The sequence below is a fragment of the Bradyrhizobium sp. F1.4.3 genome (assembly GCF_040548375.1).
GTDB lineage: Bacteria > Pseudomonadota > Alphaproteobacteria > Rhizobiales > Xanthobacteraceae > Bradyrhizobium.
Map to the genome: position 1 here is coordinate 631,484 of NZ_JBEPRN010000002.1, position 11,755 is coordinate 643,238.

The following is an 11,755-nucleotide window of genomic DNA, read 5'->3' on the forward strand; positions in this document are numbered from 1 at the left end:
GCGTGCAACGCTGGCATACCATGCCGCTTGCTTGGCAAGCGGAAGCGACTTTGTCATAACCGCAGGCAAATCTTGCGTGTGGGGCCCGTGCCGGACATCCCGTGCAAGCCATAACAAGCAGCCGGGAGGGTCCCCCATGTCCAATGTCATGCCCAACGTTCGCGTTCTCGCCACCGACCTCGAATTTCCCGAGGGGCCGGTCGTGATGCCGGACGGCTCGGTGGTGCTGGTTGAAATTCGCGGCCAGCGCCTGACCCGGGTTTATCCCGACGGCCGCAAGGAGATCGTTGCCAAGGTCCCGGGTGGCCCGAACGGTGCCGCGCTCGGGCCCGACGGCAAGATCTACATCTGCAACAATGGCGGCTTCTCCTGGATTCCGACCCGCAACATGATCATGCCGGGCCCGCAGCCGGACGATTATCTCGGCGGCTCGATCCAGCGCGTCGATCTGCAATCCGGCAAGATCGAGACCGTCGTGACCAAGTGCGGCGAACACGATCTGCGCGGGCCGAACGATCTCGTGTTCGACAAGCACGGCGGCCTCTGGTTCTCCGATCTCGGCAAACGCCGCGCGCGCGAGATGGACGTCGGCGGCATGTACTATCTCAAGCCCGGCATGACCGAGATTGTCGAGGTCGTGCACGGCGTGCTGCCGGCCAATGGCATTGGTCTCTCGCCGGACGAAAACACCGTCTACATCGCGGAGACGCCCACGGGGCGGCTCTGGGCCTATGAGCTCTCCGCGCCCGGCACGCTGAAGCCGCGCGACGTGATCTATCGCGGCGAGCGGGGAAAACCGATCTGCGGCCTCGGCGGCTACCAGATGTTCGACTCGCTCGCGGTGGAAGCAGGCGGCAACGTCTGCGTCGCCACCCTCGTCTCCGGCTGCATCTCGGTGATTGCCCCCGACGGCACGCTGGTCGAGCAGGTGCCGACCGGCGACCGCGTCACCACCAACATCGCCTTCGGCGGCCCCGGGCTGAAGACCGCCTACATCACGTTGTCCGGCAAGGGCGAACTGATCGCCATGGACTGGCCGCGCGGCGGTTTGCCGTTGAACTTTTTGAATAAGTGAATGTACAAGCGGTGCCGATACATTCCGCCGTCATTCCGGGATGCGTGCACTAGCACGCAGACCCGGAATCCATTGGGCCGCAGAGTTTGCTGTTGAATGGATTCTCAGATGCGCAATTGCGCATCATAGCTCGCCGCTTCGCGTCGCCCCGGAACGACGATCAGTAGTTATCTTGGAGACAACATTGATGCCCTGGCCTGATCCCATCACCCTGCGTGGACAGCACGCCCGTCTCGAGCCGCTCTCGCATCAGCATCGCGAGGGGCTGGTGGAGGCCGTGAAGGACGGCGAGCTCTCCACGATCTGGTACACCGCGATCCCGACGCCGGAAAACATGGCGAAGGAGATTGACCGCCGCCTCGGCCTTCAGGCCGCGGGCTCGATGCTGCCGTTCACCGTGTTCGACGCCGGCGGCAAGATCGTCGGCATGACGACCTACATGAACATCGATGCCGCCAACCGCCGTGTCGAGATCGGCTCGACCTGGTATGGCAAGAGCGCTCAGCGCGGCCCGCTCAACACGCAGTGCAAGATTCTGCTGCTCACCCACGCCTTCGAGACCCTGAACTGCATCGCGGTGGAATTCCGCACGCATTTCTTCAACCACCAGAGCCGCCGCGCCATCGAGCGCCTGGGGGCCAAGCAGGACGGCATTTTGCGCAGCCATCAGGTCGCGCCGAACGGCACGCTGCGCGACACCGTGGTCTACAGCATCACCGCCGCCGAATGGCCGACGGTCCGGACGCATTTGAACTACCAACTCAACGACAAGCCGCGCTAGGGGCGGCCGAGGCACAATGGATAGATTTGATTATGTGATCGTCGGCGCGGGCTCGGCGGGCTGCGTGCTCACCAGCAGGCTCAGCGAGGATCCCAACACCAGCGTCTGCGTGCTCGAAGCCGGGCCCAGCGACTGGCATCCCTACATCCATCTGCCGGCGGGCTTCATCAAGACCTTCCACATGAAGAGCATCAACTGGGCCTACCAGCAGGAGGTCGGGCCCTGGACCGGCGGGCGCAGCATCTACGCGCCGCGTGGCAAGACGCTCGGCGGCTCGTCCTCGATCAACGGCCACATCTACAATCGCGGCCAGCGCATGGATTTCGACACCTGGGCGCAGATGGGCAATCGCGGCTGGGGCTATGCCGACGTGCTGCCCTACTTCAAGCGCCTGGAGAAGCGGGTCGGCGAGGGCGAGGACACCTATCGCGGCCGCGACGGCAACCTCACCGTCACCACGATGGAGTGGCGCGATCCGCTCTGCGAAGCCTTCATGGAAGGCGCAGTTTCGCTCGGCATCCCGCGTAACCCCGATTACAACGGCAAGACCCAGGAGGGCGTCTCCTACTGCCAGCGCACCATCGACAAGGGCCTGCGCGTGAGTGGTTCGACCGCGTTTTTGAAGCCCGCGATGAAGCGGCCGAACGTGCATGTGCACACGCATGCGCACGCGACCGAGATCATCTTCGAGGGCAAGCGCGCCGTCGGCGTGCGCTACATGAAGGGCGGCCGCGGCGGCACGCCGGTCGAGGTCCGCGCCAACAAGGAGGTGGTCCTTTCCGGCGGCACCTATAATTCGCCGCAGCTGCTCCAGCTCTCCGGAATCGGCTCGCCGGACCTGCTGGGCGCCCACGGCATCGCCGTGCGTCACGCGCTGCCGGTCGGCGAAGGCCTCCAGGACCATTACGCGCCGCGCACCGTGGCGCGCGTAAAAGACATCAAGACCATCAACGAGCTTCGCCGCGGTCTGTCGCTGTGGGTGGAGGCGCTGAAATGGGCCACGACGCGCCGCGGCCTGCTTTCGCTGTCGCCGACCATGGTCTATTGCTTCTGGCACTCCGGCGAAAGCGCTGATAGCTCCGACCTCCAGCTCACCTTCACGCCGGCCAGCTACAAGGAAGGCGTGCAGGGCCAGCTCGAGGACGAACCCGGCATGACGGTCGCCTCCTGGCAGCAGCGCCCGGAGAGCCGCGGCTATGTCCGCATCCGCTCCGGTGATCCCTTCGCACCGCCGATCATCCAGACCAACTATCTCGACGCCGAGCTCGACCGCCGCGTCATCGTCGGTGGCATGAAGCTCGCGCGCAACCTTTTGAAGAGCGCGCCGCTGTCACCCTATTACGCCTACGAGGATTTCCCCGGCCCCAACATCAACACCGACGATGAGTTCCTGGCCGCCGCCACCGAACGCGGCACCACCACCTTCCACCCCGGCTGCACCTGTCGCATGGGCCCGGCGGATTCCACCTGGGCGGTCGTCGACGACCAGCTCCGCGTCCACGGGTTGGAAGGTCTCCGCGTGATCGATGCATCGGTCATGCCGCGCATGATCTCGGCGAACCTCAATGCCTCCACCATGATGATCGCCGACCGCGCCTCGGACCTCATCCGCGGCAAGCAGCCGATCGAAGCCGCGCGCGTGCCGGACGCGGCGGTGGCGTAGCACGCTCTCGTTCCCCGGACGCAGAGCAGCGCTTCTTCAGCGGTGCGCTGCAGAGCCGGGGCCCATCTCACCATGGCATCCCAGGCGGCCCCTGGGTCCCGGCTCAGCGCAGCAGCGCTACGCGCCGCGGCGCGTCCGGGACACGAGGAAGGTGTCTGCAGCGGACGGTTTGCAACAAAACTGCACCGCTGTAGAGTAGCGAAGGAGGCTCTATGCCGAACGCTAGGAAGAAATCAGGCTACACCAGGAGAGATCTGCGCGCGGTCAGCGACACCCTGGAGCCGACAAAGGCGGACTTCGCCAAAGCGCGGCCCTTCTCTGAAGTCTTCCCTGATCTCAGGGCATCCATCCGCAAGGGACGAGGCCCGAACAAGGCGCCAACAAAGAAGCTCGTCTCTTTACGCCTCAGCCAGGGCGTGATCGCGCATTTCAAATCGGCCGGGCCAGGCTGGCAATCGCGGATTGATGAAACCCTGCGCAAGGCGGTCAAGCGAAAGGCTTCGGCTTGATCGGGGTGATGGTTCTCGCTTCGCACTACCATCCTGCGGGCTGAGGACGATCTGGCACATGATCCCTTACGTTAAAGCAAAATTGCTAGCGAAGAATACTGTGGCGGCCATCGCGGCAGAGGTTTGCGATGAGTTTGTCGTGATTGACGATCTGACGAAAGAAGTGGAGGAGGGATGGATCTTCTTCTACAATTCGAAGGAGTTTGTTGAGACGGGCAACCCAAGTTCAACGCTTGTCGGCAACGGGCCGATATTGGTTCGTAGAAATGGAGAAATTCAGATTCTCCCGAGTAATGCTTCTTGGCAAGTCATTCTCAAGAGATCTAGTTAGCTCATAGCGTGGTAGAGCCTTGCAAAACCCATCGTCTTTCGCGGTTGCGGAAAGCGTGATGGATTTCGCTTCGATCCATCCTGGCTATGATCGCCTCGCGTTGTCCGACGGGCAAAACAGCAGCCGTATCGCAAAACACCCGTCAATCCATCCCAGCAAAAATATTCCCACTTTACCGAAATTCGGAATTGCGGCATAAGTCGAAGCAGCCCGGCCTACGGAAGAGGGGCGGTTCGCGAGTCGTTCGAAACGCGGGCCGGGTTGCGGTGGACGCGGCAGCGTCGTGCACGAAAAGCGCGGGCAGGGCGGATTGCTCTCCGTGAGCCCGAGGCTTCGTGCGGACGAACGGCGCTGTCAGGTTCGTCTCGCCAGCATTCTTCCGGCAACGTCGACAAGGCCGGGGGATAATGCGGCGAAATGGCGGACGCGCGTACGGCAAAACCGTGTGGTCCTGACCGTCGTTGCTACGGTCAAGCTCTTGCGGAGGCGGCATTCGCGTCAACCGGCGCGGTGTCGGTGAATTTTGCGAGGGCGAGGGAGGCCAGAAGGAATTCGGCTCCCGGGAGAGCACGGCATAAGCCGTCAAACCACTGCGCAGGGAAGGCCGTGTGTTTGGGCTTCACCTGTATGCCGCTGTGCAGTCTTTTCGCGCTACATGCGCGCAGCGGACCGTGGGTGCCAGGCCGGCACCCGGCCTTCCCTGCGCCCTCTTTCCCTTGAGGGCGACAGAGAGAGCATAGCTCGGGCGAAATGCGCCGCGAGGATGCGAAGGTGTGTCCGCGATTTGGGATGCGGGTGTGTTGAAGCGCGATGCCTCTCCAACGTCGTCCTGGCGAAGGCCAGGACCCATTACCACAGGGTGTGGTTTGGCGGTGGTACTGACCCCGGAGTCTCATCGATAGATCACGCGGTATGGGTCCTGGCCTTCGCCAGGACGACCCCGTGGGTTGCACGGTGCTTCAATTTTGCGAAGCGAGCGCGCGGAGCCGCAGTTAAACTTCCCGCCGGCTCAGAAACGCCAGCCGCTCGAACAGATGCACGTCCTGCTCGTTCTTCAGCAGCGCGCCGTGCAACGGCGGAATGAGCTTGCGCGGGTCGCGCTCACGCAACTGCTCGACGCTCATGTCTTCGTTGAGCAGCAGCTTCAGCCAGTCGAGCAGCTCGGAGGTCGACGGCTTCTTCTTCAGCCCGGGCACCTCGCGCACCTCGAAGAAGATGCGCAGCGCCTCTTCCACCAGGCGCTTCTTGATGCCGGGGAAGTGGACGTCGACGATGCGGCCCATCGTATCGGCGTCGGGGAACTTGATGTAGTGGAAGAAGCAGCGGCGCAGGAAGGCGTCCGGCAGCTCCTTCTCGTTGTTGGAGGTGATCATCATGATCGGGCGCTGCTTTGCCTTGATCGTCTCGCCGGTCTCGTAGACATGGAACTCCATGCGGTCGAGCTCGAGCAGCAGGTCGTTGGGAAACTCGATGTCGGCCTTGTCGATCTCGTCGATCAAGAGCACCGGGCGCTGCTCCGCGGTGAAGGCGTCCCACAGCTTGCCGCGCTTGATGTAGTTCTTGATGTCGGACACGCGGGCATCGCCAAGCTGGCTATCGCGCAGGCGCGACACCGCGTCGTATTCGTAGAGGCCCTGCTGCGCCTTGGTGGTGGACTTGATGTGCCAGGTCAGCAGCGGCGCGTTCAGCGCCTTCGCCACTTCCTCGGCCAGCACCGTCTTGCCGGTGCCGGGCTCGCCCTTGATCAGCAGCGGGCGCTCCAGCACGATCGAGGCATTGACGGCGACCTTGAGATCGTCGGTCGCAACATAGTCCTTGGTGCCGGTAAACTTCATTGCGCGTCCTTGTTGGTCGTCGGCCGGGCATCGCCCTGGTCGCGACATGGGTACGGCCGCACACGGCGGCCGTTCCTGGTTCGGTCAGGCTTTCAGACCCGTTTTATCAGCGAAAGGATGACGAGCACAATCACCGCGCCGATGGTGGCGTCCAGGATGGAGCCGAGCGTGCCCGTGGCCAGCGCGATGCCAAGTTGCGGCAGCACCCAGCCCGCGACCAGCGCGCCGATGATGCCGACCACGATGTTGCCGAGCAGGCCAAATCCCGCGCCGTGGACAATTTTGCCGGCGAGCCAGCCGGCGATCGCGCCGATGATCAGTGCTGCGAGAATTCCCATTGCAAACGTCCCCAAAACAACCCCGTGAGGTGGTCAATTCTAGAGCAAAAAGCCTCCCGGTCCAGTGCTCGGCGGCGGCCTCCGCCCCTTGACGTCGGCCATCCGACGGGCAATCTGTCATCCATGTTCCTGCAATTCTTCACTTCTCTGCGCGATGCGCAGGTCCCCGTGACGCTGCGCGAATACCTCACGCTGATGGAGGCGCTCGACGCCGACCTCGCGGATTACACGGTCGAGAATTTCTACTATCTGTCGCGCACCTCGCTGGTGAAGGATGAGCGCAACCTCGACAAGTTCGATCGCGTCTTCGGCACCGTGTTCAAGGGGTTGGAAAGCCTGCTCGACGCCATGGAGGGCGCCGCGATCCCCGAGGAGTGGCTGAAGAAGCTCGCCGAAAAGTACCTCACCGAAGAAGAGAAGAAGCAGATCGAGGCCATGGGCTGGGACAAGCTCATGGAGACCCTGAAGAAGCGGCTCGAGGAGCAGAAGGGCCGGCACCAGGGCGGCAGCAAATGGATAGGCACCGCAGGCACCTCGCCGTTCGGCGCCCATGGCTACAATCCCGAAGGCGTCCGCATCGGGCAGGAGAAGAACCGCAACAACCGCGCCGTCAAGGTGTGGGACAAGCGCGAGTTCAAGGATCTCGACGGCAATGTCGAACTCGGCATCCGCAACATCAAGGTGGCGCTGCGCCGCCTGCGCAAATTCGCCCGCACCGGCGCGCCGGATGAGCTCGATCTCGACAACACCATCAAGGAGACCGCCAACCACGGCTATCTCGACGTGGTCATGCGCCCCGAGCGGCGCAATGCGGTCAAGCTCCTGGTGTTCTTCGACATCGGCGGCTCGATGGATTCGCATATCGAGCAGGTCGAGGAATTGTTCTCGGCAGCGAAGAGCGAATTCAAGCACATGGAGTATTTCTACTTCCACAACTGCCTCTATGAAGGCGTGTGGAAGCAGAACAAGCGCCGCTTCACTGATCGCACGCCGACCTGGGACGTGCTGCACAAATATCCGCACGACTACAAGGTCGTGTTCGTCGGCGATGCCTCGATGTCGCCTTACGAGATCATGGTGCCGGGCGGCTCGGTCGAGCATGTCAACGAGGAGCCCGGCTCGGTCTGGCTCGATCGCATCATCCGGACCTATCCGCATTCGGTGTGGCTCAACCCTGTGCAGCAGAAACACTGGGACTATTCGGAATCGACCACCATCATCAAACGCATCTTCGCCAACCGCATGTTCCCGATCACGATAGAAGGCCTGGAAGGTGCGATGAAGGAATTGACGCACTAGCTATTCGCCGTCATTCCGGGGCGCCCGAAGGGCGAGCTTTGATGCGCAATTGCGCATCTGAGAATCCATCGGGCCGCGGCGTTGATGAGAAATGGATTCCGGGCTCGCGCCACGCGCGCCCCGGAATGACGAGCAGAGGGAGAACTAACATGCCCCAGACCATCACCCGCGGCATCAAGGCGCTGATCGACGAGGCCAACGCCGAGATCGAAACGCTGTCCGCCACGGACGCCATCGAAATCTCCAAGAACGGCGACGTCGTCATCGTCGACATCCGTGATCCCCGCGAGATCGAGCGCGACGGCCGCATCCCCGGCGCGTTCGCCTGTACCCGCGGCATGCTCGAATTCTGGATCGATCCGCAGAGTCCGTATGCGAAGTCGGTGTTCCAGGAAGACAAGAAATTCGTGTTCCACTGCGCCGGCGGCCTGCGCTCCGCACTCGCCGCCAAGACCGCGCAGGACATGGGCTTGAAACCTGTCGCCCACATCGCCGGCGGCTACGCCGCCTGGCGCGACGCCGGCGGGCCGGTGGAGCAGTGGGAGCCGAAGAAGAAGGGGTGAGGGCGTAGCTGCTACTCTCTCACCCGTCATTCCGGGGCGCGACAAAGTCGCGAGCCCGGCATCCCCTCATCCACTATCTCTGCCGCACGATGGCTTCTCTGATGCGCAATTGCGCATCAAAGTTCGTGCGCACGCCCCGGAATGACAAGGAACAAACTGCATGACCACCGATCCCCTCGTCTCCACCGAATGGCTCGCCGCCCACATCAACGACGCCAACGTCAAAATCCTCGACGCCAGCTTCAAGCTGCCTGGCGTGCTGCCGCTGCCAAAGGATGACTATCTCGCCGCGCATCTGCCGGGAGCGGCGTTCTTCGACGTCGATGCGGTGTCGGATCATTCCAATCCGCTGCCGCACATGTATCCGAGTGCCGAGCAGTTCGGCCGCGATGTCGGAAACCTCGGTATTTCGAACGTCGACACCGTGGTGATCTACGATGCCGGCGGCTGGGTCGCCGCACCGCGCGCATGGTGGATGTTCCTGTCCTATGGCCACAACAACGTGCGCATCCTCAATGGCGGGTTGAAGAAGTGGCGCGCCGAAGGGCGTCCCGTCGAGAGCGGAGAGGTGAAGCCGAAACCTGCGAGCTTCAAGGCGAGCTACGATGCCAAGCGCGTGCGCAGCATGCAGCAGTTGGTTGCCAACGTCGAAAGCCGCGCCGAGCAGGTGGTCGACGCACGCGCCGCCGACCGTTTTGAGGGCCGCGCACCCGAGCCGCGCGCGGGCATCCGCTCCGGCCACATCCCCGGCGCGCGCAACGTGCCTTACAATCAGCTGTTCGATGCCGCGACCGGCACGATGAAGCCGCTCGACGATCTCCGCGCCGCCTTTACGAGTGCAGGTGTGAAGCTCGACGCGCCGATCGTGACCAGCTGCGGCTCCGGCGTCTCTGCCGGTGTACTGACGCTGGCGCTCTATCGGCTCGGTGTCACCGACACAGCGCTCTATGACGGCTCGTGGTCGGAATGGGGCCAGGAAAAAGGTCCGCCGATCGCGACCGGGGCTGCCTGAGCTTATTGGCGCGCGCGCGTGGTCGTCGCAGCGAGCGTAGGCAGCGGCTGCCCGAACGGATCGAGCTGCTGAACCGGCGTCGGTGGACGCCGCACGATGCGGCGGTGCTTCTTCGCCCGATGCGCGCGCGGCTTGGCGGCTTTGCTCGCAGGCGCAGCGCTGTCGGCTTTGGCCTTCGCAGGCGGATCCTTCCAGGCCGTGGTCGCCGGGTCGTTCAGAGCGGCCACGTTGGCGTTGGTGATATCGAGTGCGGACGATGCCAGGGCTGCACTGGCGTCACCCGGCGCGGGTTCGCTGGCGACAGCGGCCGGCGTGGGCTTGGTCTCGGGGATGGATGCCGTGGTGTCGGCCGGAGTAAGCGTGTCGGTCGGGGCTGGAGCAGCGGCTTCCGTCTTGGCTGGTTCGGGGGCCGGCGCGTCGGCCGGCTGTGCAGCATCGGCCACCTGTGGCTGGGCCTCGGTCGTCACGGCGGCCATCTGTTCTGGCCCGCTCTCAGGCAGGCCGACGGTCGGAACCTGGTCCCGCAGCGATGGCTCGGGCTCGGCCGCCTCTGGCTCGGCGCGCAATGCGGCGAGCACCGGCTGGGCAGGCTCGGCGGCTTGCGCGAACACCTGCTCCTGCGGGCCGTTCCGCCAGGACGGGTTGCTGACATACTGCTCATGGGTCGTCCGCAGCAGCGCAGCGGCGCCTAGGCCGAACACCAGAATGGAGGTTGACAGCAGGATCGCGGCAAACAGGAAACGAAGGCCGGGAAGCATCGGAAGGATTGCGAATTTCCGCCCCGGCGGGTGGTGGCCAGGGCCCATGAGCCATCTGAACGCGGTGACGGTACTGACTGCCGCGTTCGCCACGCGGGGATTCGGAGCTCAAAGCGGTGGCGAATCAGGCTGAATCGACCATATCGCAACGGTTTCGCACCGTTCCGTAAAAATCAGGGCCGAGGACTCCGGCAATCTACGGCGCAATGCGATTTCCGCCCCGTGATGCAACGGGGCAACGGTGTGCGTTCACATCACAAATCGCCAGATCGGGCCCAATTCCGCCTGTTATGTCTTGAATGTGCCGCGATCTTCGGTCATCTGGCCGTTAGCGGTCCGATAGGGCTTGGGGACTATACAAGAGCGATGATGATCAAACATTTTCTGACGATATGCGCTGCCGCAACAGTCGCTGCGGCGGGAACCTCGCTTGCACAGGCCCAGACCTATCCGGTGCAGCAGGCGCCGAGCTACGGCGCCCCTGCTGAATATCGCCCCGGCGACCGCGCCCCGAATTTCGACGCGCTCGAAGACGACGACGACGCGATGCCGCAGGCCTCGCTGCCGCCGCCCGGCCCGGGCGGTCCGATCGTGTCGCCGAACGATCCGCGCTACGGCCGCCCCGCCGGCGCGCCGGTCTATTCCGCGGCCCCGCCGCAGGGCCCGGTGGTGTCGCCGGATGATCCCCGTTATGGCCGTCCCGCTGGCGCCCCGGTTTATTCTGCGGCCCCGCCGCAGGGCCCCGTGATGTCGCCCGATGACCCCCGCTACGGCCGCCCCGCCGGCCCGCCGGCGGTGATCTATGCCGATCGTCCGGGCCAGGCGCCCGGCAGCGATGGCCTCCGTCCACCGGAGGCGGTCGGTGGTCCCGCCGCGACCGGAACAGTCTCGCAGCAGCCCGCCGTCGGCGCCGATGGCCGTCCGATGTCGATCGCCTCGCTGCCGCCTGAGGAGCAGCCCGACGCCGCACCGGCGCAGTTGGCGCCGAACCTGCGCCGTCAGGAAGTTTCGCTGGCGACCAAGGAGCCGGCTGGAACGCTCATCGTCGATACGCCGAATACGTATCTCTATTACGTGCTCGGCAATGGCCGAGCGATCCGCTACGGCGTCCGCGTCGGCCGCGATGGCTTCACCTGGACCGGCGTGCAGAAGATCACCCGCAAGGCCGAGTGGCCGGATTGGCATCCGCCGACGGAAATGATCGAGCGCCAGCCCTATCTGCCGCGCTTCATGGCCGGCGGTCCTGGAAATCCGCTGGGCGCCCGCGCGATGTATCTCGGCTCAACCGTCTATCGCATCCACGGCACCAATCAGCCCTCGACGATCGGCAAGTTCGTCTCCTCGGGCTGCATCGGCATGCTGAACGAGGACGTCTCTGACCTCTTCGATCGGGTCAAGGTTGGCACCCGCGTGGTGGTGATGCCGGGTAACCCGCCGCCGGGAACGGCGACTGCGTCCGCTGCGCCCGTGCCCGGTGCCACTGGTCCGGCCCCGATGGCTGCCCAGGCCGGTCCGGTCGGGGGCACCCAGCCGACCGTCGTGCCGCCGTTGCCCGCGCCGGTCACTGTGCGCTAAGCACATCGCGAAAACT

General features: G+C 64.2%; 12 protein-coding genes. 9 read left to right on the forward strand and 3 right to left on the reverse strand.

Annotated elements, in window-relative coordinates; translation table 11 throughout:
• Positions 1-148 precede the first annotated feature (148 nt).
• The 5 genes from ABIB73_RS10390 to ABIB73_RS10410 all read left to right on the forward strand — a co-directional run bounded on the left by ABIB73_RS10390 (position 149) and on the right by ABIB73_RS10410 (position 4,359).
• Positions 149-1,075 (forward strand): SMP-30/gluconolactonase/LRE family protein, encoded by a 927-nt coding sequence (locus tag ABIB73_RS10390; protein ID WP_354224269.1) that lies wholly within the window; start codon positions 149-151, stop codon positions 1,073-1,075.
• A 187-nt stretch (positions 1,076-1,262) separates the two neighbouring features.
• Positions 1,263-1,856: a GNAT family N-acetyltransferase gene (locus tag ABIB73_RS10395; protein ID WP_354223644.1), complete on the forward strand. Its 594-nt coding sequence runs from the start codon at positions 1,263-1,265 to the stop codon at positions 1,854-1,856.
• Between the two features lie 16 nt (positions 1,857-1,872).
• Positions 1,873-3,519 carry a GMC family oxidoreductase gene (locus ABIB73_RS10400; protein ID WP_354223646.1) on the forward strand — a complete coding sequence of 549 codons (1,647 nt, stop codon included), beginning with the start codon at positions 1,873-1,875 and terminating at the stop codon, positions 3,517-3,519.
• A 212-nt stretch (positions 3,520-3,731) separates the two neighbouring features.
• A complete protein-coding gene (locus ABIB73_RS10405) occupies positions 3,732-4,028 on the forward strand; it encodes a BrnA antitoxin family protein (RefSeq protein ID WP_354223648.1) in 297 nt (98 codons plus the stop codon).
• Positions 4,029-4,086: 58 nt separating this feature from the next.
• On the forward strand, positions 4,087-4,359 hold the full coding sequence (locus ABIB73_RS10410; protein WP_354223650.1) for a YrhB domain-containing protein: 273 nt from the start codon (positions 4,087-4,089) through the stop codon (positions 4,357-4,359).
• Positions 4,360-5,351: 992 nt separating this feature from the next.
• Here ABIB73_RS10410 and ABIB73_RS10415 read toward each other — a convergent pair.
• Positions 5,352-6,194 carry an AAA family ATPase gene (locus ABIB73_RS10415; RefSeq protein WP_085405171.1) on the reverse strand — a complete coding sequence of 281 codons (843 nt, stop codon included), beginning with the start codon at positions 6,192-6,194 and terminating at the stop codon, positions 5,352-5,354.
• Positions 6,195-6,286: 92 nt separating this feature from the next.
• On the reverse strand, positions 6,287-6,532 hold the full coding sequence (locus ABIB73_RS10420) for a GlsB/YeaQ/YmgE family stress response membrane protein (RefSeq protein ID WP_045002165.1): 246 nt from the start codon (positions 6,530-6,532) through the stop codon (positions 6,287-6,289).
• A gap of 123 nt (positions 6,533-6,655) precedes the next feature.
• Here ABIB73_RS10420 and ABIB73_RS10425 point away from each other — a divergent pair, with 123 nt between their 5' ends.
• From ABIB73_RS10425 to sseA, 3 genes are all read left to right on the forward strand, one after another.
• Positions 6,656-7,831, forward strand: coding sequence for a vWA domain-containing protein (locus ABIB73_RS10425; RefSeq protein WP_354223652.1), 1,176 nt, complete (start codon positions 6,656-6,658; stop codon positions 7,829-7,831).
• 149 nt (positions 7,832-7,980) lie between these two features.
• On the forward strand, positions 7,981-8,394 hold the full coding sequence (locus ABIB73_RS10430; protein WP_354223654.1) for a rhodanese-like domain-containing protein: 414 nt from the start codon (positions 7,981-7,983) through the stop codon (positions 8,392-8,394).
• 160 nt (positions 8,395-8,554) lie between these two features.
• Positions 8,555-9,406 (forward strand): 3-mercaptopyruvate sulfurtransferase, encoded by an 852-nt coding sequence (gene sseA / locus ABIB73_RS10435; RefSeq protein WP_354223656.1) that lies wholly within the window; start codon positions 8,555-8,557, stop codon positions 9,404-9,406.
• Between the two features lie 2 nt (positions 9,407-9,408).
• Here the strand turns inward: sseA and ABIB73_RS10440 are convergent, their stop codons facing one another.
• On the reverse strand, positions 9,409-10,164 hold the full coding sequence (locus ABIB73_RS10440) for a hypothetical protein (protein WP_354223658.1): 756 nt from the start codon (positions 10,162-10,164) through the stop codon (positions 9,409-9,411).
• 369 nt (positions 10,165-10,533) lie between these two features.
• On the opposite strand from ABIB73_RS10440, the gene ABIB73_RS10445 reads away from it, so the two are divergent.
• The gene (locus ABIB73_RS10445) at positions 10,534-11,739 is read left to right on the forward strand and encodes a L,D-transpeptidase (protein WP_354223660.1); all 1,206 of its coding nucleotides are present in this window, start codon (positions 10,534-10,536) and stop codon (positions 11,737-11,739) included.
• The last annotated feature ends 16 nt before the right edge of the window (positions 11,740-11,755 follow it).

Coding starts and splice junctions, on each gene's coding strand:
- ABIB73_RS10400 (WP_354223646.1), top strand. CDS start 1,873: ATGGATAGATTTGATTATGTGATCGTCGGCGCGGGCTCGGCGGGCTGC.
- ABIB73_RS10410 (WP_354223650.1), top strand. CDS start 4,087: ATGATCCCTTACGTTAAAGCAAAATTGCTAGCGAAGAATACTGTGGCG.
- ABIB73_RS10430 (WP_354223654.1), top strand. CDS start 7,981: ATGCCCCAGACCATCACCCGCGGCATCAAGGCGCTGATCGACGAGGCC.
- sseA (WP_354223656.1), top strand. CDS start 8,555: ATGACCACCGATCCCCTCGTCTCCACCGAATGGCTCGCCGCCCACATC.
- ABIB73_RS10390 (WP_354224269.1), top strand. CDS start 149: ATGCCCAACGTTCGCGTTCTCGCCACCGACCTCGAATTTCCCGAGGGG.
- ABIB73_RS10425 (WP_354223652.1), top strand. CDS start 6,656: ATGTTCCTGCAATTCTTCACTTCTCTGCGCGATGCGCAGGTCCCCGTG.
- ABIB73_RS10395 (WP_354223644.1), top strand. CDS start 1,263: ATGCCCTGGCCTGATCCCATCACCCTGCGTGGACAGCACGCCCGTCTC.
- ABIB73_RS10415 (WP_085405171.1), bottom strand. CDS start 6,194: ATGAAGTTTACCGGCACCAAGGACTATGTTGCGACCGACGATCTCAAG.
- ABIB73_RS10405 (WP_354223648.1), top strand. CDS start 3,732: ATGCCGAACGCTAGGAAGAAATCAGGCTACACCAGGAGAGATCTGCGC.
- ABIB73_RS10440 (WP_354223658.1), bottom strand. CDS start 10,164: ATGCTTCCCGGCCTTCGTTTCCTGTTTGCCGCGATCCTGCTGTCAACC.
- ABIB73_RS10420 (WP_045002165.1), bottom strand. CDS start 6,532: ATGGGAATTCTCGCAGCACTGATCATCGGCGCGATCGCCGGCTGGCTC.
- ABIB73_RS10445 (WP_354223660.1), top strand. CDS start 10,534: ATGATCAAACATTTTCTGACGATATGCGCTGCCGCAACAGTCGCTGCG.